8 protein-coding genes and 1 tRNA gene are annotated in these 24,844 nt (G+C 65.4%); 7 read left to right on the forward strand and 2 right to left on the reverse strand.

Features of this window, described 5'->3' with window-relative positions:
* Nucleotides 1-32: 32 nt before the first annotated feature.
* Nucleotides 33-863, reverse strand: a complete 831-nt coding sequence (gene rlmB / locus QX128_RS13850; protein WP_316177041.1) for a 23S rRNA (guanosine(2251)-2'-O)-methyltransferase RlmB — start codon at nucleotides 861-863, stop codon at nucleotides 33-35.
* Between the two features lie 217 nt (nucleotides 864-1,080).
* On the opposite strand from rlmB, the gene QX128_RS13855 reads away from it, so the two are divergent.
* The 7 genes from QX128_RS13855 to QX128_RS13885 all read left to right on the forward strand — a co-directional run bounded on the left by QX128_RS13855 (nucleotide 1,081) and on the right by QX128_RS13885 (nucleotide 24,221).
* A tRNA-Tyr gene (locus QX128_RS13855) sits at nucleotides 1,081-1,166 on the forward strand.
* A 572-nt stretch (nucleotides 1,167-1,738) separates the two neighbouring features.
* A complete protein-coding gene (locus QX128_RS13860; protein WP_316237701.1) occupies nucleotides 1,739-3,268 on the forward strand; it encodes a TolC family outer membrane protein in 1,530 nt (509 codons plus the stop codon).
* Nucleotides 3,269-3,520: 252 nt separating this feature from the next.
* On the forward strand, nucleotides 3,521-5,704 hold the full coding sequence (locus QX128_RS13865; RefSeq protein WP_410051411.1) for a type I secretion system permease/ATPase: 2,184 nt from the start codon (nucleotides 3,521-3,523) through the stop codon (nucleotides 5,702-5,704).
* 1 nt (nucleotide 5,705) lies between these two features.
* Nucleotides 5,706-7,040 carry an HlyD family type I secretion periplasmic adaptor subunit gene (locus QX128_RS13870; protein WP_316177046.1) on the forward strand — a complete coding sequence of 445 codons (1,335 nt, stop codon included), beginning with the start codon at nucleotides 5,706-5,708 and terminating at the stop codon, nucleotides 7,038-7,040.
* 445 nt (nucleotides 7,041-7,485) lie between these two features.
* On the forward strand, nucleotides 7,486-8,322 hold the full coding sequence (locus QX128_RS13875; protein WP_316237702.1) for a transglutaminase-like cysteine peptidase: 837 nt from the start codon (nucleotides 7,486-7,488) through the stop codon (nucleotides 8,320-8,322).
* A 113-nt stretch (nucleotides 8,323-8,435) separates the two neighbouring features.
* Nucleotides 8,436-8,753 carry a hypothetical protein gene (locus QX128_RS13880; protein WP_316237703.1) on the forward strand — a complete coding sequence of 106 codons (318 nt, stop codon included), beginning with the start codon at nucleotides 8,436-8,438 and terminating at the stop codon, nucleotides 8,751-8,753.
* Nucleotides 8,754-9,164: 411 nt separating this feature from the next.
* Nucleotides 9,165-24,221, forward strand: a complete 15,057-nt coding sequence (locus QX128_RS13885) for a VCBS domain-containing protein (protein WP_316237704.1) — start codon at nucleotides 9,165-9,167, stop codon at nucleotides 24,219-24,221.
* A gap of 110 nt (nucleotides 24,222-24,331) precedes the next feature.
* Here the strand turns inward: QX128_RS13885 and QX128_RS13890 are convergent, their stop codons facing one another.
* Nucleotides 24,332-24,811, reverse strand: coding sequence for a hypothetical protein (locus QX128_RS13890; protein ID WP_315801373.1), 480 nt, complete (start codon nucleotides 24,809-24,811; stop codon nucleotides 24,332-24,334).
* Nucleotides 24,812-24,844: the final 33 nt, after the last annotated feature.

The raw sequence follows: 24,844 nt of genomic DNA on the forward strand, positions 1-24,844 counted from the left end.
ACGCCCGTGCGCCTCGGCGCGCGGGCGTTTGATCATTTCGGCATCAATCCGATCCGGGTCGCGCCGATATAGAGCGCGAGCACGGCGGCATTGGAGACGTTGAGGCTCTTGATGGCGCCGGGCATGTCGAGCCGTGCCACGACGCTGCAGGTCTCGCGCGTCAATTGCCGCAGGCCTTTGCCCTCCGCGCCCAGCACCAGCGCGAGCGGCTCGCGCAAGGCGACCGCCGCGATGTCCTGCTCGCCCGCGCTGTCCAGCCCCACCGTCTGGAAGCCGCGCTCGTTCAGGCGCGTCAGGGCGCGAGCGAGGTTCTGCACCGTGATGATCGGCACCAGTTCGAGCGCACCGGAGGCTGATTTGGCCAGCACGCCGGTGGCCTCCGGGCTGTGGCGGGCGGTGGTCACGATCGCCTTCACGTCGAATGCTGCCGCCGAGCGCAGGATGGCGCCGACATTGTGCGGGTCGGTGATCTGGTCGAGCACCAGGATCAGCCCCTCGGCCGCGAGCGTGTCGATGTCCGGCGAGGGCAGGGGATCTGCCTCCGCCAGCAAGCCCTGGTGCACGGCGTCCGGACCGAGCCGCTGGTCGATCTGGCTGGGGCGCACGATCTCCGGCGTCACCCTTGTTTCGATCCGCTCGTCGGCGAGCCGCCGCGCAGCGTTCTCGGTCAGGTAAAGTTTGCGAATCCTCCGCTTCGGATTGGCCAGCGCCAGGGTCACGGTGTGCCAGCCATAGAGAATGACGGGGCCATCCGAGCCGTGGTCGCGTTCACGCCACGGCTGCGGCCGCTCGAATCCGCGCGGTTTGCCGGAGAATTTGCCGCCCGGACGGCGAAAAGGGGGCTTTCGGTCGCGTTCGCTCATGGCACGAGCTTCTGTCACGGCCTGCGGATTCTGGCAATTTGGCACCGCTCAGGCGGGAAAATTCGTCGTCCCTTGGTTGACTTCGAGGGGCGGGTTCGATCATAAGGGCCCCGGCCGCGCGCGCCCGCTCATCCGGGCCCCGCGGTCTTACCGTCTCCATGGCGCTGATGGTCCCCGACGCCGCTGTTCCGCGGCCGGCCCGAATTGCCATCGATACGGGGGAGTGTCCCGAGTGGCAAAGGGAGCTGACTGTAAATCAGCCGCCTCATGGCTTCGCAGGTTCGAGTCCTGCCTCCCCCACCATCTACTGCCTCAGCTCGACGAGATTTTTCGAGGGCAATGGACCCCCTCAGCCATTGTTTCGCTGCAGACCGTGCGTCGAAATATATGCCTCGCATCTCGGGCCCGGCGGTCGGTCGCGATATTCATTGGATCCTTCGTTGTTCCTTGATGCCGGGGCGGCGATTGCTCACGGCCGTCGTGGCGGGCCGGCGTGGCAATGGCGCGCGACTGATCGCCTGTTGCCGTTCCGCTGTTTCGCTTGAGGGCCCATCTCACTTAATGCCGCGGAAGCGGTCCATATTGAAGACAAACACGAAAAACTCGACATTCTCCGAGGCGAGATTTTTCTTTGTGAAATAAATAGCTGACTTTAAATCACCGCCTCGGCTTTACTTCATTCCCACTGCTTTGATTTTGCTTCAGATTCTGAAATCTCCGCTCCGGAGAATATGGCGGAGCGTAGCTATTCTGCCACAACCGGTCGATTTTTCGCCGCAACTGTGGCGAGTCGCGTTGCGAGCCGATCTCGGGTTTGTTATCGGTTCCGTATGTTCAAGAGCATATATACACCCATTTTGATATGCGTTGTGGGAATGAGCTTTAGCCCGGCATTGGGCGCTGAGCCGTTCACCATTCAGGATGCCATCAACCAGGCGGTGAAGACCAATCCCGGCGTCGGGGAGGCCGCAGCCAATCGGCGGGCCACCGAAGCCGAGCTTCGCCAGTCCCAGGGTACGCTGCTGCCGCAGGTCCGGCTCGACGCGAGCGCCGGGCCGGAGATGCTCAAGCAGTATGTCTCGCCGGCGCCGAGCAATAATGGCCGCTACCTGCGCGGCCGCGAGGCCGGCGTGGTGGTCCGCCAGTTGCTGTTCGATGGTTTTTCCTCGATCAATGAAGTGTGGCGACAGGCCGCGCGGGTCGATGCCGCCGCGTACCGCGTGCTGGAGCGAACCGAGCTGATCGGTCTCGATGCCGCCGAAGCCTATGTCGACGTGGTGCGCTACTCCAGGCTGGTCGCGCTGGCCGACAAGAACCTCAAGGTTCATCTCGAGCTGCGCAAGAACGTGCTGGCCCGTTTCCAGGGCGGCCGGGCCGGCGAGGGCGACACGCAGCAGGCGGAGGAGCGGGTCGCGGCGGCACAGGCCGTGCTCGAAGAATTCCGTCTCAGCCTCGAAGTGGCGCGGGCGAAGTACCGCAAGGTCGTCGGCGTCGAGCCTTATAACCTGCGCTTCCCAGGCCGGCTGTCGGACATGCCGCGGGACAAGGCGGAATCGCTCGACATCGCCTACAAGTTCAATCCGACGCTGCGCGCTGCCGCGGCGGACGTGACGGCCGCCAAGCGCGGCTTCGATGCCACCACCGGCACCTTCCTGCCGACGCTTTCGCTGGAAGGCCGCGCGACGACCGGCAAGGAATCGATCACCTACAACAATCGTTACGACGAGGTCAGCGGCAAGGTCGTTGCGTCCTGGGATATCTTCAACGGCGGCCAGAACAGCTGGCGCCGCGAGGAAGCCGCGCAGCGGATGATCCAGGAGCAGCAGAAGCATGCTCGCCTGCAGCGCGATGCGCTGGAGTCGATCGACAAGGCCTGGGCGGCTCGGATCATCACGGCTGATCGCGTCTCGGCTCTCGTCCGCGATGTCGAAGCGGCCCGCCGCACCTTCGTCGCCTACAACAAGGAGTATGAGCTCGGCCAGCGCACGCTGATCGATCTCCTCAACTCGCAGAACCAATACTTCAATGCCAACGTGTCGCTGGTGTCTGCGCGCGGTGTGGTGGTGTTCGCGGACTATCAGCTGCTCGCCGCGATGGGCCAGATGCTGAACTACCTGAAGACCGGGCATCCTCCGGAGACCGAGCCGGTGGATACGCCGAGCGGCTTCATCGGCTACAGTCTGGCTCCCATTCGGCTGAGCGCGCCGGCGCCCGGACCGCAGCCGCTGAGCTCTGCTGGTCCGGTGCCTCTGTTCGGCCTGCATGATGGTACGCCGAAGCATCCTGCACCGATTACCTTTGGCGATCGGTGGGCCTCGAGCGATCCCGAGGATACGACGTTGTTTGTTACCTCCGGAAAGTACGGCGGATTTGCTCAGAGCCCCAACGGGCCCGCGTCGAAATAGCTGCAACTAACAAAAGCCGGTGCATCTCGCGCCGGCTTTTCACCATATGCATTTACTTTGCGCTGAGATTGTCGAGAAACACCCGTAAAAGTCTCGAAAAAGTCGGGTGCAGGCCAAAGAACTAGGCTAGAGCAAATTATTAGCAAGAAGCGATGGGTGCAGGCCCGCGTGGGTCGTTGGGCCAGATGGATTTCCGAGGCGTTGTTGAATATTCGTCCGACAAGGTTCGAGCTCGAAGAGACGGCGCATGTGATGCCGCAGATGAGCACAGCCGTACCGGCAGCTGATCCTCTCAGCGACAGTCTGCTTTACCTCGCAGCTCATCACGGCCGCGCCTTGAGCCGCAGCGCGCTGCTGTCCGGACTGCCGCTCGAAAGCGGCGTGCTCAGCATCGCGCTGTACGAGCGCGCCGCGCAGCGGGCCGGGCTCGAGGCGCAACTGGTCGAACGGCCGCTGAGCGAGATCCCCGCGCTGGTGCTGCCCTGCGTGCTGATGTTTCACGACGGCACCACGCGCATCCTGCTGACGATCGACGAGGCCGCCGGCCGTCTCACCATCGTCGATCCCTCGCGCCGCGAACAGCCGGCGATCGAGCGCTTCGAGGCGGTCGCGGCGCGATATGTCGGCTTCGCCTATCTGGTGCGGCCCGCCGCAGTCGTCGATCCGCGCGTGGCGGCGGCCGGCGAGGTGTCGAAGACGCACTGGTTCTGGTCGGTGGTCAGCCGCTTCGGCGCCAACTACGGCCATGTCGCGATCGCCGCATTCATCGTCAACATCCTGGCGCTGGCGGCGCCGCTGTTCACGATGAGCGTGTACGACCGGGTGATTCCGAATGGCGCGATCCCCTCGCTGGTCGCGCTCGGCGTCGGCCTCATGCTGGCCATCGGATTCGACTTCCTGCTCAAGGTGGTGCGCAGCCGCATCATCGACATGACCGGAAAGAAGATCGACGTGGTGCTCGCCGCCAACATCTTCGAGCACGTGATGTCGCTGAAGATGGACAAGCGGCCGCCATCGGTCGGCATCCTCGCCAACCAGCTCCGCGACTTCGATTCGGTGCGCGAGTTCTTCACGTCCGGTACCGTGGTCTCGGCGACCGACATGCTGTTCGCGGTCGTTTTCATCATCGTGCTGTTCATCATCGCGGGTCCCATCGCCTGGATTCCGCTGCTGATGCTGCCGGTGATGATTGCCGTCGGACTGCTGATCCAGCGGCCGCTCGAACGCGCGATGCGGCAGATGCAGGCGCAATCCGCCGCGCGTCACGGCATCCTGGTGGAATCGCTGAACGGGATGGAGACAGTCCGCGCGGTCGCCGGCGAGAGCCGGGTGCAGACGGTGTGGGAGCGCTCGGTGGCGGCGCAGGCGCGCTCCAGCGAGGATGTCCAGTTCTGGGCGTCGATGGCGATGACCGCGGCGAGCGTCGCGAGCCAGTTCTGCAGCCTGCTGCTGGTCGTCGTCGGCGTGTTCCTGATCCTCGACGGCAAGCTCTCGGTCGGCGCGCTGGTGGCGGCCAACATGCTGTCGGGGCGCGTGCTCGGTCCGATCGCAGGCATCGCCGGCCTGATGACGCGCTTCACCCAGACGACGTCGGCGCTGCGCTCGATCGACCGGCTGATGTCGCTGGACCGTGAGCGTCCGCCGGAAAAGATCTACGTCGCGCGCGAGATCAACCAGGGCCGCATCCAGTTCAAGAATGTCAGCTTCTCCTATCCGGGAAGCCAGACCAAGGCGCTCGACAACGTCTCCTTCGACATCAAGCCGGGCGAGAAGATCGGCATCATCGGCCGCGTCGGCTCCGGCAAGACCACGGTCGGCCGTCTCGCGACCGCGTTCTATCCGCCGACCGAAGGCAGCATCCTGATCGACGGCATCGACATCCAGCAATACGATCCGGCCGATCTGCGCGCCGGCATCGGCTTCGTGCTGCAGGACACCGACCTGTTCTACGGCAAGCTGCGCGACAACATCACGCTCGGCCGCCCCGCAGCGACCGATGAGGAGGTGCTGGAGGCGGCGCGGCTCGCCGGCGTCGAGACCTTCATCGCGGGCCATCCGCAGGGCTATGAGATGATGATCGCCGAAGGCGGCCGCAGCCTGTCGGGCGGGCAGAAGCAGGCGATCGGGCTGGCGCGCGTGCTGATCCGTAAGCCGCGCGTGCTGTTCCTCGACGAGCCGACCGCGCATTTCGACGTTCGCAGCGAGGGCGAATTCCTCGAGCGCCTGAAGTTGCTGGCCAAGGGCGAGATGTCCATCATCGTCTCGACCCACCGGCCGTCGTTGTTGTCCCTCGTCGACCGCATCCTGGTGTTCGACTCCGGCAAGATCGTCGCCGACGGGCCGACCGCGCAGATCCTCACCATGCTGCGTCCGCAGCCGCCCGCGGCGGCGCCGGCCGCGAGCCACACCGCGAAGCCGGTCCAGGGGACGAGGTGACATGGCGCACAGCGATTTCGCGTTCTCCAACGACATCCGCGCTGCCGTCGAGCTGCGCACGCCGAAGACAGCGCGGATGCTGCTGCTCGCTTCGCTCGGCCTGTTCTTCACCTTCCTGATCTGGGCGCATTTCGCCGTGCTCGACGAAGTCAAGCGTGGCAACGGCAAGGTCGTGCCATCGCGCCAGACCCAGGTGGTGCAATCGCTGGAAGGCGGCATCATTGCCGATCTCCTGGTGCAGGAAGGCGCGATCGTCGACAAGGATCAGCCGCTGGCGCGGATCGAGGACACCAATTTTGCTTCGCAGTTCGGCGAGATCCGCGAGCGCCGCGGCGCGATGGCCGCCCGGGTGATCCGGCTCGCGGCGGAGACCGAGGGCCGCAGCCCGGTCGAGTTTCCCGATGACCTCGTCGCCGACGCCCCGCGCGCGGTCCAGAGCGAGCGTGCCGTGTTCGATGCGCATGCGCGCAAGCTCGCGCAGGACGTCGACGTGGTGCAGCAGCAGGAGCAGCAGAAGAGCAAGGAGATCGACGAGCTCAGGGCGACCGAGAAGCGCTTCTCGGAGACGCTGGCGCTGCTCAATCGCGAGCTGGGTCTGACCCGCAAGCTCTATGACCAGAAGGTGGTGCCCGAGATCGAGATGCTGCGTGCCGACCGCCAGGCCACCGACATGCGCGGGCAACTCGCGGTGGTGCAGGCGAGCATCGTGAAGACCGAGGCCGCGGTGCAGGAGGCGCGCTCGCGCCGGCTCAACATCGTCACCGCCTTTCGCGCCCAGGCCGAAGACGATCTCGCGAAATCCCGCGGCGATCTCGCCGTGCTCGACGAGAACATCAAGTCGGCGCAGGACCGGGTACGGCGCACCGAATTGCGCTCGCCGGTGCGCGGCATCGTCAACAAGCTCAACGTCACCACCATCGGCGCCGTGGTCGCGCCGGGCGCCAGCCTGATGGAGATCACGCCGCTCGACGACACGCTGCTGGTCGAGGGCCGCATCCGTCCGCAGGACATCGCCTTCATCCGCCCCAACCACGAGGCGGTGGTCAAGCTCAGCGCCTATGATTCGTCTGTGTACGGCTCGTTGCACGGGCGCGTCGAGCGCATCAGCGCCGACACGATCACCGATGAGAAGGGCGACAAGAACGAGCGCGGCGAGACCTTCTATCGCGTGATGGTGCGCACCGAGAAGAACCATCTCGGCACCGCCCAGCAGCCGCTTCCGATCCTCCCGGGCATGGTCGCAACCGTCGAGATCCTGACGGGCAAGAAATCGGTGCTGGACTATCTGGTCAAGCCCGCGCGCATGCTGCGTGACGAGGCGCTGCGCGAGCGCTGAGCAAGGAGCAGTGTGCCCGCGCGGGGTACGGGCTCCGCGCAGGCGTGCGTGCCACCGGCGCCGCTGCGCTCATCAGGGCCCGCCCTGCGCGGCCGGCAGCGTTACCAGAATCTGAATCGTTCAAATGCGACACGGTTCGGTTGGCCGTGATTAGTCGCGTTCGCAGCTTGGCGGCGAACATCATTGCGGTTTAACCGGCCCGAAGCAGCGCCGGCCCTATCCCTGATCCGATAACGACCGGGACAGGGATCGACGCGATGACGTCGGCCGATGCCCCGGAGCATACGGGGCGTCACCGATGTTGCGGATCGATCGGCCGCGGGTTCTCCCGCGTGCGCTGGGGCTTGTGCTTGCCTTGTCGGTGGGGGCCGGTTGCGCCGGCGCCGCATTTGCCGAGACTTCAAACCGCAGGTCTGCGCAGGGCACTGCGGATAGCGCGCTGCCGGTGCCGCCGCCCGTCCGTTTCTTCACCATCAATGCCGTGCTCGCCAAGCATGACGGCCTGCGTCGCTCCGCCTCTGGACCCGTGGAAGTCGCATCGACCGATGCATCCGGGCGCGCCGGAGTCGTCAGCGACGCCCCGCAGGCACCAGCGGTCGCGATGCCAAGCGACGAGCCGTTCGGCCTGATGACGTTCCGTGCCCCCGAGGGCGTGCTGTGGGTGAAATGGCGCGGCATCCAGGGCGCGATGGCAAGCGAGCGGATCTCGGTCGAACGTTGCAACGGCGACGACGCACGCTGCTCGGCGTCGGAGCGGATCTTCGTCGCGCTGACGCGGTCGGCGGCTGCGGCTGGCGACGGCCGCGCGCGCGCGGAAATGATCAATCGCGGCGTCAACCAGGCGGTGCGCTACGTCAGCGACGACCAGCAACACGGCGTGCCGGACGTCTGGAGTTCGCCATTGCAGACCTTGCGCAGCGGCCTCGGCGACTGCGAGGATTACGCGATCGTCAAATACGCGCTGCTGCTGGCGGCGGGAACGCCCGAATCGGATCTCAAGCTGCTGCTGGTCCGCGACCTCGCCGTGCGGCAGGATCACGCCGTCGTCGCCGTGCGGCTCGACGGCAAATGGTCCATGCTCGACAACCGGCGGGCCGCGCTGATGGAAGGCCGCGATCTGCAGTCGTTCATGCCGCTGTTCGCCATCGATCACCGCGGCGTCAGCCTGTTCGCGGCGCCCTATGCCGAGCGTCCGCACCACGAGAGCGAGAGCGACGTCACGCCGGCGGCGGAAGCCGATATCGGCGGCGGCCGGGATCCGGGACGGCCGCTGCTGCTCTGAATGTCGCAGGCGGACGACTTGTAGCCGAAGTCGTTTGCGGTCTTAATGCGCGCAGGGAAGCTGGCGCGCAGGGGGCCGCAGTGAATATCAAGCAAGTCATGGTTTGCGGGGCATTGGCCCTGTCGGCGATCGGTGGATTCATCGGCCGCGCGCAGGCTCACGCGGTGATGCTGCCGGGCGCGGCGTTTTCGATCGCCTGCGAGAATGGCGGCAGCTACATGCTGCGCTCACGCCCCGTGCTTGCGCCGGGCGAGATCGTCACCGCACAGCTCTACCTCCATCCCCATCGCGCGATTCCAGTTCGTCTCGTCCCGATGGGCGACGGCTATCGCTATGCGGGCCGCGGGGTGTGGCTCGATGGCATCGGTGACCAGGCTTTGTTGTATTTCCGCAAATACGAACCGGTGGCCTGCGTCGTCAGTCGCATCTGAGGCAATCTGCCGCGACTTCAATCCTCTTCAAGAATAATTCCTGCCTTTCGCAAATAATTCGCGAGAGGCCGGTTCCATTTCGGCCGTTTGATGGCGGCAAGCTCTTATTCCCAACAGCGTGCGTGTTGTTCCCCGAGTATTGCGCGATTGAATAACTGCGAATTGGCAGTAATTCTGCAGGCCTCGCCTCCATTTATTCTTGTCGTTCAGGCAGCTCCGCCCCTTAGGCGGAAGCATAGGCACAGCCTTGTTTACCTTCGCAAATGCCGCTGCACTTGACTGCATTTACCCAAAGTCCCTAAAGTCTGATTAACAAGAACCGGTAATATTGACCCGTATTCTCGTTTAATAATAGTTTAACGATAGAAATGGGGCGCCACCAAAGCGCCCCATATTTGGAGGTTTTGGCGCATGAATGCTCCTGTCCTGCTGGCCCAGTTGACCGGCACGTCCACGCAGCCATCCAGCGCCTCGGCCAAGCACCTCAAGATCGGGAAGCCACAGGGCAACCAAGCCGTCACGGTCCATCTCGACGGCCCGAACCAGATCGATTTCAGCGACATTGCCAGCGAGCGGCTGACCTTCGTCAAGATCGGCAACCGCCTGATCATCCTGTTCGATAATCAGTCGACGGTCTCGATCGACCCGGTTTTCGACACCAACGGCGCCCCGCTGAAGGACGTCAGCTTCGAAGTCGGCCCCGATCGAATCATCAATGGCGATCAGTTTGCCGAACTGTTTCCGATCACCACCGACCAGTCGGTGCTGCCGGCCGCGGGGACGCCCGGAGCGCCGGGCGTGCCTGCCGGCGCGAACTTCGGAACGTTCAAGGTCGACCCGCTGACTGTCGGCACGCCGCTGGGGCTGCTGGGAGCCGAAGACATCGGCGCTCAATTCGGCGACAGGCCGGTAACGCCGAATCCGACGCCGATCGCCGGCGTTGCCGACAGCGTCGTGCTCAACGAGGACGGATTGTCCGAAGGCCGGCCCGGCGGCAGCGGCGATATCGGCGGCGTGGCGACGAGCTTCACCGGTTCGCTCAACGTCGACTTCGGCACCGACGTGATCGGCCGCGCCTTTGCGTTCGCGGCGTCGCAGCCCGGTCTCGCCGGACTGACCTCCGGCGGCCAGGAGGTGCATTTTGCGATCACCACCGTCAACGGCCAGCCTGAGCTGATCGGCTATATCGGCAGCGATCCATCGATTACCGCCAATCACGTCTTCACCGTCACGCTCGACGCCAACTCGACGATTGCTGGCACCTATACGGTCACGCTGCTGCTGCCGCTCGATCATCCGGTCTTCGGCACCGAAGACACGCTGAACCTCACCTTCAACGTCATCGCCATCGACGGCAGCGGCGACACCGCGCCGGTGACGATCGTGATCGGCATCAACGATGATTCGCCGGTCGCCGGCACCGTCGAGGCGATCAATGTCGCCGAGCACACCGGCGGCGGCAGTGAGGGCGGCGGGGAGAGCGAGCTCGGCGCCAAAATCGTGGGCGACGCCAAGCCCTCGGGCGGCGACGGCTTCGAGCCGACCACCGCGAGCGTGGACCTCCACATCGGCTGGGGTGCCGACAACGGCAACAGCAAGGTCGATGGCGGCTCCAACGGCGCCGTGGTCGACGGCGACCGCTCGCTGGTGTTTGACGCGTCCGAGATCGCGACCCTGCAGGCGCTGGGCCTGACCTCGAACGGCGAGGCCATCTCCTACACGCTGTCCGCCAACGGCACCGAGATCATCGCGACGGCAGGTGAGGGCGAGGGCGCGCGCACCATCTTCAGCGTGTCGCTGTCCGACACCGGCTCCGGCAGCGCCACCTTCACGCTGTCCGACAACATCGACCACAACGGCGCCAACGACGCGTCGCTGCCGCTGACCTTCAAGGTGGTCGCGACCGACGCCGACGGCGACCCCGTCAACAGCGCCTTCACCGTCAACGTCGCCGATGACGGCCCGAGCTTCGGCGAGAAGCCGAGCTATTCGGTGGTCGACGAAGACGGCCTCGGCAATGCCGGCAACAGCTACGCCGACAGCCACGATGCCTATGGCGAGGACCTGACGGTCACCGATACGCTCGGAATCCGCTGGGGCTCCGACGACGCCAACAACAATGTCGACGGCGGCATCAACGGCACGCCGGTCAACGGCGACCGCGCCGTCACCTTCGCCGCGAACGTGGTGGCCTCGCTCGAGGCGCAGGATCTCACCTCCGACGGCTTTGCCCTGCGCTATGACGTGTCGGCGAACGGCACCGTGCTGACCGCCTATCGCTACGATGCCGCGCACGAGACCTATGTCGACGCCAACGGCAAGCCGCTGGAAGGCGAGGGTCTGTCGGGCGCCGTGGTGTTCACGGTGTCGCTGTCAGACCAGGGCCACGGCTCCTACACCTTCGCGCTGTCGGGCAACCTGGATCACCCGGTGCACGGCACCGAGGACGACATCACCCTCAACATCGGATTCGTCGCGACCGATTCCGATGGCGATGCGATCACCGACACCTTCACGGTGAAGGTCAATGACGACGCGCCGACCTTCGGCGAGAAGCCGAGCTATTCGGTGGTCGACGAGGACGGCCTCGGCAACGCCGGCAACAGCTACAAGGACGACGGCGACGCCTATGGCGAAGACCTGAAGGTCACCGATACGCTCGGCATCCGTTGGGGCGCCGACAGCGCCAACAGCCATGTCGATGGCGGCATCGATGGCACGCCGGTCAACGGCGACCGCGCCGTGACCTTCGCGGCCGACGTGGTCGCGACGCTCGACGCCCAGAATCTCACATCGAACGGCTTCGGTCTCACCTATGTCGTGTCCGAGAACGGCACGCTGCTGACGGCCTATCGCTACGACGCCGAGCACGAGACCTATGTCGGCGCGGATGGCAAGCCGACGGATTCGGCCCATGCGACGGTGTTCACCGTGTCGCTGTCCGATCAGGACCACGGCTCCTACACCTTCGAGCTGAAAGGCAATCTCGATCACCCGGTGCACGGCACCGAGGACGACATCACGCTCAATATCGGCTTCGTCGCCACCGACTCGGACGGTGACGCGGTCACCGACAGCTTCACGGTGAAGGTCAATGACGACGCCCCGGTGTTCGGCGATGCGCCGAGCGCCGGCGTCGTCGACGAGGACGGCCTCGGCAATGCCGGCGACAGCTATCCGCACGGCAGCGACGTCGTGGGCGCCGATCTGACGGTGACCAGGTCGCTCGCGATCCTGTGGGGCGCCGATAGCGCCAACAGCCATGTCGACGGCGGCATCGATGGCGCCCCGGTCAAGGGTGATCGCGCCGTGACTTTCGCCGCCGACGCCGTGTCCTCGCTCGAGGATCTGGGGCTGACGTCGAACGGAACGGCGCTGAGCTATCAGGTTTCCGAGAACGGCACGCTGCTGACCGCCTATCGCTACGACGCCGCCCACGAGACCTATGTCGACGCGAACGGCAAGCCGACGGAGGACCTCGCCAGCGCCACGGTGTTCACCGTGTCGCTGTCGGACCAGGACAACGGCTCCTACACCTTCAATCTCACCGGCAATCTCGATCACTCGGTCCACGGCAGCGAGGATAATCAGGGGCTGAATTTCAGCTTCGTCGCCGCCGATTCCGACGGCGATGCGATCCACGGCAGCTTCAATGTCGAGGTCAATGACGACGCCCCGGTGTTCGGCGAGCGCGTCAGCTACTCGGTGGTCGACGAGGACGGTCTCGGCAATCCCGGCAACTCCTATTCGGACGGCAAGGACGCTGCGGGCGCCAATCTGACGGTGACCGATTTCCTCGGCATCCGCTGGGGCGCCGACAGCGCCAACAGCCATGTCGACGGCGGCATCAACGGGGTGCCGGTGAACGGCGACCGCGCCGTGACCTTCGCCTCCGACGTGATCTCGACGCTCACCGCACAGCATCTGACGTCGAACGGCGTGGCGCTGAGCTACACCGTGTCAGCCGATGGCACGCTGCTGACGGCCTACCGCTACGATGAAGCCCATCACACCTATGTCGACGGCCAGGGCCATGCAACCGGCGATCCGGCCAAGGCCGCGGTGTTCACGGTGTCGCTGTCCGACCAGGGGCAGGGGTCCTACAGCTTCACGCTGATCGACAACATCGATCATCCGGGCCACAATACCGAGGACGACGTCACGCTCACCCTCGGCTTCGTCGCCACGGATTCGGATGGCGATGCGGTCTCCGACACCTTCAAGATCAAGATCAACGACGACGCGCCGGTGCTGAACCGGGAGATTGCGACTGGCGTGGTCGATGAGGACGGGCTTGCCACCGGGCTCCCGGGCGGGCCTGGCGACGTTCCCGGCCAGAACACCGTCGCAACGGGTGCTCTCGGCATCTCCTGGGGCGCCGACAGCGCCAACAATCTCGGCAATGTCGGGATCACCGGTGCGTCACCGGTGAACGGCGACCGCGCCGTCACCTTCGCCTCCGACGCCACCTCCTCGCTCGCCGCGCAGCACCTGACGTCGAACGGCGTCGCGTTGTCCTACGCCGTCAGCGAAGGCGGCACGCTGATCACGGCCTACCGCTTCGACGGACAGCATTACATCGACGGCAACGGCAACTGGACCAGCAACAAGGCCAATGCCGCCGTGTTCACGGTGAAGCTGTCCGATCTCGATTCGGGCTCCTACACCTTCACGCTGCTCGACAATCTCGACCACCCGGTGCCCAACACCGAGGACAGCATTGCGCTGACTCTGAAATACGTCGCCACCGATTCCGACGGCGATCAGATCGGCGGCACGTTCAAGGTCAGCGTCAACGACGACAGCCCGGAGGCGCATACCGGGACGGCCAAGAGCATCAACGAAGCCGATCTCAACGCCGGCGGCGGCGATTGCGGCCCCGATTTCGGCGGTCATGATGGCGGCAGCCATGATCCCCAGGTGACCGGCGCGCTCAACATCAAATGGGGTGCCGACAACAACGACAACGGCGCAGCCGATCGCTCGGTCCGCTTCACCAACACGTCCAACGCCGCCGCCGACGTCCATGTGACCAACGGCAGCGATGTCGGTCTCAGCGGCCTGACGTCGGACGGTCAGCAGGTGAAATACGCCTTCGATCATGGCGTGCTGGTCGGTTACACCGGCAACAGCCTCAATTCCGGTCAGCGCGTGTTCGAGGTCTCGCTCGATGACGACGGCACCGGCACCTACACATTCAAGCTGCTCGGCAATCTCGATCATCCGGCGGGGCAGGGCAGCAACGTCGTCAAGCTGACCTTCGACTACACGGCGACCGATTCCGACGGCGATGCGAGCAGCAGCACCTTTACCGTCACCGTCGTCGACGACGTCCCGACGATCGGGCACGCCGAGAGCGAGACGGTCAGCGAATCCAACCTGCCGACCGATCTCTACGACGTCTTGTTCCCGGATTCGCCGTACTCGACCGTGCAGACCGGGCATCTCGCGATTTCCTGGGGCGCCGACGACAATGATTCCGGCGCGACCAACAACCGCTCGGTGGCGTTCTTCGACACGACCGCACCGGCAGGGCTGACGTCGAACGGCTATGCAATCAGCTATGTGGTCTCATCCGACGGCACCACGCTGAGCGCGGTCACTACCGATCACCGCACGGTGTTCACCGTCACGCTGAGCGATGACGGCGACGGCAGCTACAAGTTCACGCTGCTCGACAACCTCGACCATGGCAAGTCGGGTGCCGACAGCCTGGCGCTGAGCTTCGGCTTCAAGGCCACCGATTCCGACGGCGACAGCGCCACCAGCAGCTTCACGGTTGCGGTGACCGACGACGTGCCGACCGTCGGCTGCGCCGAGGACGAGACCGTCAGCGAGGCCAATCTGCCGACCGACGGTTACGACACGAGCCACCCGGATGCGTCGAACTCGACGGTCCAGACCGGCAGCCTCGCCATTTCCTGGGGCGCCGACGACAACAATACGGGTGTCGGGCACAACCGCGCGGTGGCCTTTACCACCGTCGCCGGCGCCACGGGCCTGACCTCCGACGGCTCGGCGATCAGCTACACGATCTCCGGCGACGGCACCTTGCTGACGGCGGTCACCGCGGATCACCGCACCGTCTTCACCATCCAGCTGTCCGACACTGGCGACGGCAGCTACAAGTTCACGCTGTACGACAACATCGACCACCCGGCGTCCGGCCAGAACGGCACCAGCCTGCCGCTGACCTTCGGCTTCAAGGCCACCGATTCCGACGGCGACAGCGTCAGCAGCAGCTTCAAGGTCACCGTGCTCGACACCGCGCCGGTGGCGGCGGCCGGCGACGCCAGGACCGTCGACGAGGACGATCTGCCGAGCGGCACCGATTCCTCCAAGGAGTCGACCTCGGTCAGCGGCGACCTCAACATCAGCTGGGGGTCCGACGACAGCAACAAGACCGCGGGCGGCGGGCTCGGCGACCGCTCGGTCACCTTCCGCTACACCAGCGCCGGCGCGAATGTCGACGCCGAGGACAGCGCGGGCCACAATCTGACGCTGACGTCGGACGGCCAGACGGTGAAGTACAGCTTCGAGAACGGCGTGCTCGTCGGCTACACCGGCAGCGATCTCGCTCACGGCACCCGCGTGTTCGAAGTGTCGCTGAGCGACCAGAACGACGGCTCCTACAGCTTCAAGCTGCTCGGCACCCTGGATCACCCCGCCGGCAGCGGCGAGAACATCGTCAAGCTGTCCTTCAGCTTCACGGCGACCGACGGCGACGGCGACACGTCCAGCAACAGCTTCACGGTCTCGGTCAAGGACGACGTGCCGGTGCTCGGTTCGGCGGCCGCCGCGACGCTGACCGAGAACACCACGGGATCAGCCGGGTCCGAGGTGTTCCAGACCCAGACCGCGGCCAATGTCGCGCTCAACATCAATTGGGGCGCCGACGACAACAATTCGGGCGCGGCCAATCGCAGCGTGGCGTTCGACAGCGCGATCCATACCGGCGATGTGGTCAAGACCACCGGCGCGGGCAGCCCGACCCTGACCTCGAACGGCACGGCGGTGCAGTTCATCCGCGTGTCGGACACCGAGATCTGGGGCGTCGCCAACGACAATGGCGGCCAGCTCACGACGAACGACCGCAAGGTGTTCCACATCACGCTGTCCGACGATGGCTCGGGCAGCTATACCTTCGAGCTCCTGGACAATGTCGATCACGTTGGCTCGGGCCAGACCAACGCGCTGTCGCTGAAGCTCGGCTTCACCGCGACCGACGCCGACGGCGACACCGCCTCGGGCGGCAACTTCACTGTCACCATCAATGACGACAACGGCCGGCCTGCGATCGGCACGGCTGACGCCGGGACCGTCGACGAGGATGGTCTTTCCGGCGGCAACACCGGAGCGGCGACTGGCGACGTCGCCGGCGCCAATGTCACGGCCAACGGTTCGCTGGCGATCTCCTGGGGCGCCGACGACAACAACAGCGGCAGCGTGAATCGCGCGGTCGCGTTCAGCGGCATCACCAACGGCCAGAACGCCACCTCGGACGCCGGTCTGCTGACGGTCGAGGGCGTCCAGGTCAAGCTCTGGGTCGTCGGCAATACGGTCTATGGCTACACCGGCAGCAATCCGACCAACGGCAATCCGCCATCGGCGGCCAACCAGGTGTTCAAGGTCTCGCTCGATGATTCCGGCGCGGGCAGCTACAGCTTCACGCTGCTGAAGCATGTCGATCATCCGGCCGGCCAGAACGAGAACGACGTCAAGCTGAGCTTCGGCTTCACCGCCACCGATGCGGATGGCGACAGCGCCAGCTCCTCGTTCGCGGTGACGATCGACGACGACACGCCTGTCGCGACCGCGGCGGTGCTGAGAGCCAGTGTCTACGAGAGCGAGCTGCCGAACGGCACGGTGGTGACCGCCACCGGCAACCATGGCGGCGACCTCAACGGGGACGGCAACGGCAACGACTCCTACTTCACAGGCAATCTGAGCTCGCTGGTGTCGTTCGGCGCCGACAAGCCCGGCACCTATACGGTCGAGAAGACCAACCTCGCGCCCGAGCTGCTGTCGCTGACGTCGAGCGGCGTAGCGCTGACCTACAGCATCGGCGTCGACAACACGCTGATCGCCAAGGCCGGCGGGGTTACGATCTTCGAGTTCCAGGTCGACCCCAACACCGGGCAGTATTCGTTCCGTCTGAAGGGCGCGCTGGACCACGTCGGCACCGGCCATGACAACGCGCTCACGCTCGATCTGTCGACCGCGGTGACCGCCACCGATTCGGACGGCGATTCCGTCGCGCTGCACGACCAGATCATCATCACCGTCAACGACGATGCCCCGCAGTCGCAGGATGTCGACATTGTCGCGGTCTCGGAGGCGGCCGGCAATGTCTCGACCGGCGCGGTCGATCTGCGCATCACCTACGGAGCCGACGGCGACAGCTCCGGTCCGTCGGTGACCTTCTTCGGCTCGTCGCCGGTCCGCGTCTACGATGCGGCCAATCACCAGCTCTCCGGGCTGACCTCGCTCGGCTTCGGCCTGACCTATGTGATGTCGGCGGATCATACGACGCTGACCGCCTATCGCATGAGCGGTGGCAGCTATATCGGGCAGAACGGCCAGGTGACGGGCAATGCCGCCGATGCGGCGGTGTTCACGGTGACGCTGTCGGAGGCCGGCACCGGCTCCTACAACTTCATTCTGCTGCAGCCGCTCGATCACCCCGCGCCGATCGGGACCCCGAGCGCGGCCGATCAGTATCTCGACCTCAACTTCGCGTTCGCGGTCGAGGATCGCGACCACGACGTCTTCACCAACAATTTCACCATCCGGGTCGATGCCGCAGGCACCGTGACGACGACGCGCTATGACGCGCCGAATTCGCCGGTGTTCGTCAATCTCGGCGACAGCTCGGCGACGGTCCTCGGCGAGACGGTCGGCGCCCACAGCGTGACCGACCGTGCCTCGGTGACCGACAAGGTCGTCGGCACCGACAAGCTGGGCGGCGTGACCGAGGCCCACGGTTCCGGCGGCGACGACATCCTGGTCGGCGGCAGCGGCGCCGATGCGCTGTATGGCGGTGCTGGCAACGATGTCATCAAGGGCGGGGCAGGCGACGACCGGCTGTTCGGCGGCGCCGGCAACGACACCTTCCTGTACACCGTTGGCGACGGCAGCGACGTCGTCGACGGCGGCTCGGAGTCCGGCGCGGCCTATCCGAACTACGACGTGCTCGCGATCACCGGCGATGCCAATGCCCGCAATTTCACCATCGGCAAGACCTCGACCGGCACCGAGATCAATCCGACGCTGAACGACCCCTCGGCCAGCAACGCCACCGACATTCTGGTGCGCTACGACGGTCCGAACGGCGCGACCATCCGCGCCGACGAGATCGAGCGCATCACCATCACCGGCGGCACCGCCAGCGACACGGTGACGATCACCGATATCAGCGGCACCGCGATCGCGCCGTCGACCATCGTGTTCAACGGCGGCTCCGGCAACGACACGCTGGATCTTGTCCGGTTTGCCGGCAACACCAGCGTCGTGTCCGACGGCGGCGCCGACAGCGACACCGTCAAGTTCGGCTTCAAGTTTGCCGACGCGACCTACACCAAGGTGTTCGCGACGGACGGCGTGACGCTGATCGGCGTGCAGGTCACCCACAACGGCCTGACCGACACGTTTACCAACTACGAGAGCTTTGCCTTCACCGACGGTACGCGCACGCTGACCGGCGTCTTCAACACGCCGCCGGTGGCGCACGACGATGTGGTGCAAGCGAGCGAAGACAGCCCGCTCACGGTCAACGCGCTGCTCAGCCTTCTCAACAACGACACCGACGTCGACAACAACACCTTGACCGTCACCGGCGTGTCGAACGCGACGCATGGCTCGGTGTCGCTGAGCAACGGCAACCCGGTGTTCACGGCGGACAAGAACTTCTCCGGCGTTGCCGGCTTCGACTACACGGTCAGCGACGGCGATGGCGGCACCGCGACCGCGCATGTCACGGTCGACGTCGCGCCGAAGGCCGACTCGCTGACGCTGAGCTTCATGGACCTCGGCCCGGCCTCGGGCGCCGAGGATCAGACGATCGACCTGAAGCTCATCAGCGCCGCCGTCACCGATACCGACGGCTCCGAAAGCGTGCGGCTGCTGATTTCGGGCTATCCGGCCGGGGCGACCTTCTCGGTCGGCCATGCGGGAACCGGCGCCGACGCCGGCAAATGGGTGATCGACGACGCTGCAGCGATTGCCGCGTTCGACAGCCATCCGCTGCAGGTCACGCCGCCCGCAAACTACAACGGCACGTTCTCATTGTCGGTCGTCGCCGAGGTCACCGACCACGCCACGTTGTCGGACGGCAACGTCCATACCGATGTCGCCAACACCGCGCTGCAGACGATCGACGTTACGGTGACCCCGGTCAACGACGCGCCGCAGATCCATGCGCCGGCGCAGGTGACGACGAACGAGGATACGCCATTCGCCTTCACCGGCGCGAACGCGTTCACCTTCTCCGATGCGGACGGCGACGTCGTCGAGTTCGTGCGGTTCGACATCTCCGGCGGTACGCTGTCCGTTCCGTCACTCGGCGTCATCGACGCCAGCCAGACGCTCACGATGAGCGGGTTCAAGATCAGCGATCTGAACACCTATCTGGCCTCCGCCGTGTTCACGCCGACCGCCGACAACGACACGACGGGATCGGTCACGATCACCATCAACGACAACGGCAATACCGGCAGCGGCGGCAATCTCAGCGCGACGCAGACGATCACGATCAACATCAATCCGATCGAAGATGCCCCCACGGCCGTGGATGACACAGCCAGCGTGAACGAGGACACGACGCTGACGGTGTCCAATCCGGTGCAGGGCGTTCTGCACAACGATCGCGACCCGGACACGGGCGACACGCTGAGCGTGGTGGCGGGCGACTTCACGACGGCCAAGGGCGGCACCATCCACTTCAATGCCGACGGCACCTATGTCTACAAGCCCAAGGCCGATTTCTACGGCGCGGATACCGTGGACTACACGGTGCGTGATGCGGCCGGACAGACGGACATCGGCAAGCTGACCATCAACGTGACGCCGGTGAACGATGCGCCCGAGGTCCACGCCCCGGCGCACGTGACCGCCAATGAGGGCGTCGCGTTCGCTTTCACCGGCGCCAACGCGATCACCTTCTCCGACGCGGACGGCGATGTCGTCGAGTTCGTGAAGTTCGACATTTCCGGCGGCACGCTATCCATTCCGTCACTCGGCGTCTTCGATGCCAGCCAGACGCTCACGATGAGCGGGTTCAAGATCAGCGATCTGAACACCTATCTGGCGTCCGCCGTCTTCACGCCGAACAGCGACCATCCGGGATCGGTCACGATCACCATCAACGACAACGGCAATGTCGGCGGCGGCGATCTGAGTGCCACGCAGACGGTCAGCGTCGATGTCATCCCCGCCAATCACCCGCCGGTGGCGAACTCCGACACCAACGCGGTGCTTGAGGATGGCACGCTCAACATCGCGGCTGCGAATGGCGTCGTCCGCGGTACGACCGGCGGCTCGGTCGCCGACAGCGACGTCGATAGCGGGACGTCCTCGCTGGTCGTCTCCGGTGTCGTTGCCGGCACCGGCAGCGTGACGCAGGGCACGGGCATCGGTACCTCGATCGAGGGCGCCTACGGCCATCTGACGCTGAATTCGGACGGCTCCTACACCTACGTGGCCGACAAGGCCGACGCGCTGGCCGCAGGCGTCAACGCCGTCGACACCTTCACCTATACCGACAAGGATCCGTCGGGCGCGGTGTCGAACACCGCGACGCTGAAGATCACGGTCACCGGCGTCAACGACGCGGCCGTGATCAGCGGCGACGCCACCGGCACGATCGCCGAGGAGGGCGGCATCGCCAACAGCCAGAGCAGCCCACTCTACGGCATCGCCCGCGGCGACCTCAACTCGACCGACGTCGACGGTCACAACGACGTGTGGCAGGCGGCCTCTTCGAACACGGCCAATGGCTACGGCTGGTTCGACATCGGCAGCGACGGCAAGTGGACCTACGGGCTCTACAACAACAATCCGACCGTCCAGGCGCTGAAGGAAAACCAGACCACGCTGACCGACAGTTTCACGGTCTATACCGAGGACGGCACCGCCAAGACGGTGACGATCCAGATCATCGGCAACAATGACGCGCCGACCTTGCAGAACGCGCTGGCCGACCGCAGCTCGGCGGAAGACCAGCCGTTCAGCTTCGCCATCCCGTCCAACACCTTCGCCGACGTCGATGGACGTTTCGACGGCAGCAATGGTCCGCTGACCTTGTCGGCGAACCTGAGCGACGGTAGCGCCCTGCCGGCGTGGCTGCATTTCGACGCGACGACGGGTACCTTCAGCGGTACACCGCCGGCAAATTTCGCCGGCGCGGTCAACGTCACTGTCTATGCCAGCGACGGCGAGTATGCCGCCTCTGACGCCTTCACGCTGACGATCACGCCGGTCAACGACGGCGCTGCGGCGGTGACCGTGTCGGGCGCGGCGACGCAGGGCCAGACGCTGACCGCCAATCTCGGCAGCGATCCGGATGGTGCCGCGTCGAACGTCGTCTATCACTGGCTGCGGGACGGCGCCGTCATCAACGGCGCGACGGGCTCGACCTACACGCTGGGGTCCAACGACGTCGGCCACAAGATCTCGGCCAACGTCACCTACACCGACGGCCAGGGCTTTGCCGAGAACGTGACCAGCGGCCAGACCGGCTCGGTCACCGCGCCGAACCACGCGCCGACCTTCGGAGCGGGCACGACCACGGCGAGCGTCACCGAGGACGCCTCGTATGCGGCCCCGGCCGGCAACCTGATCCAGAACGGCTCGTTCGGCTACTACAACGGCAACTTCTACACGCTGGATGCGTGGACGGTCGGGGGCGCCCATGCCGTCACCGTCGTGGGCGGCCGCACCGACGGCGGCTCGGCCGATTTCTACGGCGCATCGAGCTCGATGAGCCAGACCATCAGCACCGTCGTCGGCATGACCTATACCGTCGATTTCTACGTGATGACCTACGGCACGGCCGTGACGTCAGGCGTCGACGGAACGACCCTTCTGACGACGGGCGCCTGGAACCTCGGCTGGACGGAGCAGACCTACCAGTTCACGGCAACCTCGACGTCGATGACCATCAAGTTCGCGAGCGCGGGCGGCGCGGTCATCGACGACATTTCGGTGCAACCGAGCACGGCCCTGACGCCGGGCGTAGAGAAGGCGTCCGGCGCGATCGCCTTCACCGATGTGGACGGCGACGCCCAGACGGTGACCACCACGACCCCGGCGGGCAGCAACTACTACGGCTCGTTCAACGCCACGGTCGACAATACCGGTCATAAGATCAACTGGACGTTCAGCGTCAACGACGCCGACATCCAGTCGCTGCGCGCCAGCGACCACATCGATCAGGTCTACACGGTGAAGATCGACGACGGCCATGGCGGGACGACGATGCAGACCGTCACCGTCACGGTGAACGGCGTCAACGATGCGGCGTCGATCACCGGCACGGCAAGCGGGACGGTCAAGGAGGACGGCACGCTCACGGCCGGCGGCACCCTGACGGTTGCCGACGTCGACAGCGGCGAAGCCCAGTTCCAGACGCCGGCGTCGCTGGCAGGGACGTATGGCACCTTCACCTTCAATGCGGCGACCGGGGCCTGGGGCTATACGCTGAACAACTCGGCGGCCAACGTGCAGGCGCTCAACAATGGCGACGTCAAGCACGACACGCTGACGGTGAAGTCGGTCGACGGCACGGCCAGCCAGGTCATCGACGTGACCATCAACGGCACGAATGAGCCCGCGCCGCTGTCGGTTGTGGACACCACGAGTGCCGATGGACGCTATGCGCTGTCGAAGAACACCGACTCGCCGAACGTCATCAGCCTGGATGCGGCGACGCTGTTCTCAGGCGGAACGGGGACGGTCACCTACACCTACAGCCTCGTCTACAGCTCGACCGGCGACGACAGCTGGATCCACCGGACCGGCAATCAGTTCACTGGAGATCCGAACAACAACGACGCGGGCCTGTACGTCTACAAGGTCACGGCCACCGATTCGGTGTCGTCCGTGTCGACCTATCTGGCCTTCAACGCGCTCGACAATGGCGCCTTCAATCTCACCATCAACTCGCTGTCGGACAAGTCCTATGTGACCGGCTCGGCACCTTGGCTGTCCGGCTACAGCGCCAATGACGGCGACGCGATCACCGCCACGGTCGACAACCCGCTCGAGGCCAACGCCAACGGTGGCTACGACGTGATGATCGGGTCGAGCGGCGGCAACAACTTCAATGGCGGCGCCGACGATGACGGCATCTACGGCCTCGGCGGCAACGACACGCTGCTCGGCGGCGCCGGCAACGACTACATCAATGGCGGCGCCGGCAACGACTCGATCCGGGGCGGCAGCGGCAACGACGTCACGATCGGCGGCTCGGGCAACGACACCTTCTACTGGGGCGTCAATGACGGCGTCGACATCGTCGACGGCGGCACTGGCACTGATACGTTCGTCATCGAGGGGACGTCGTCGCAGGATCTGATCTACGTCACGTTGGCCGGCGGCGTCATCACCGACGTCAACGGAACCAAGCTCAGCAATATCGAGGCGGTGACCGCCGATCTCGGCGGCAGCAGCAGTGACACGCTGACCTATATCACCAGCGATGACGTGACGGTCAATCTCGGAGCCGGCACCGCCACCGGCTTCAGCTCGATCGCCAACATCGAGCGCGTGACCGGTGGCTCGGGCGACGACATCCTGATCGGCAGCAGTGCTGCCAACACGATCAATGGCGGCGACGGCGACGACATCATCCGCGGCGGTGGCGGCAACGACACCATCGACGGCGGGGCAGGGATCGACCTGCTCGATTTCTCCGACGCGACGGCCGGCTTTACGTTGACGCTGACTCAGAGCTCGACCGCCACGAACGTGTCCATTCCCGGTCTCGGCACGGACAGCTACAAGAATATGGAAGGCGTGATCGGATCGAACTACAATGATACGATCATCGGGTCGGGCAGCGCTGACGTTCTCATCGGCGGCGCCGGCTCCGACCAGCTCACCGGCAACGGCGGTTCGGATACGTTCAAGTGGAACGCCGGTGACCTGGCCGGCGGCGGCCTCGACACCATCCTGGACTTCCAGACGGGCACCTCCGGCGACGTCATCGACCTCTCCGGCCTGCTGGCGAGCGTGTCCGGCAACCACGCCGACGCGGTGCGCTTCGTCGACGGCGGCGGGCACTCCAGCCTCGCCTCGGCCAATGGCAGCGGCGTGCTGAACAACGGCGACCTGACGCTGCAGGTCAATACCGGCTCCGGCTGGACCAATGTGGCGACCATCAAGGACACCGGCACCAACCTCACGGGCGGCGACGACGTCATCAAGATGATCCTCGACAACAGCCACGCCCAGACGCAGGTCCACGTCTGATCCCGGCCGGCGTCGGACGAGCAAAAGGGCCGCCGATGAGGCTGCCCTTTTTCATGGCTGGAGGCGGCTTCATCGCTGGAGGCGTCGTCGCGCCGTCGATGCGTTGCGGCTCAGATCTTCTGCCCCGCCGGCCCGACGCCGACGTTGATGATGATCCGCTGCACTTCGGTGCGGCCCTGCGGGAACTTGACCTCGAGCGTCACCGTGTCGGTGCCGGCGAAATCGGCCTTCGATTGGTAGAAGGCGATGAAGCCCGGCACTTCCAGGGCGAGGCATTGCTTGTAGTTGGTGGCACTGACCTTGCCGCGCTTGATCGTGACGGTGCCGTTGCCCGGCGGCGTCACCAGGCGGATGGCGGGAAGGGGCCCGGATGAGCAGTCGGACTGGACGTTGAGATAGATGCCGACCTGGATCGGCTTGCCGGCAACGCCCTTGGCGTTGCGCTCGACCGTGGTCTGAGCGGGAGCAGGCGCTGCGGCGCCGGGAGCCGGCGTCTCGGCTTGCGCCGAGGCTGCGGTGGTCGCCGCCAGCAGCGCCGCGACGGCTATTCCCGCGAACGCTGCCCGCCATTCTCTTCGCAACAGGTTCATCACCGCCCTCAGCCCCGCATTGTCCCTCAGCGC

Origin of the sequence: Bradyrhizobium sp. SZCCHNR1015 (assembly GCF_032489875.1) — a bacterium.
In the GTDB taxonomy this organism is placed as follows: Bacteria; Pseudomonadota; Alphaproteobacteria; order Rhizobiales; family Xanthobacteraceae; genus Bradyrhizobium.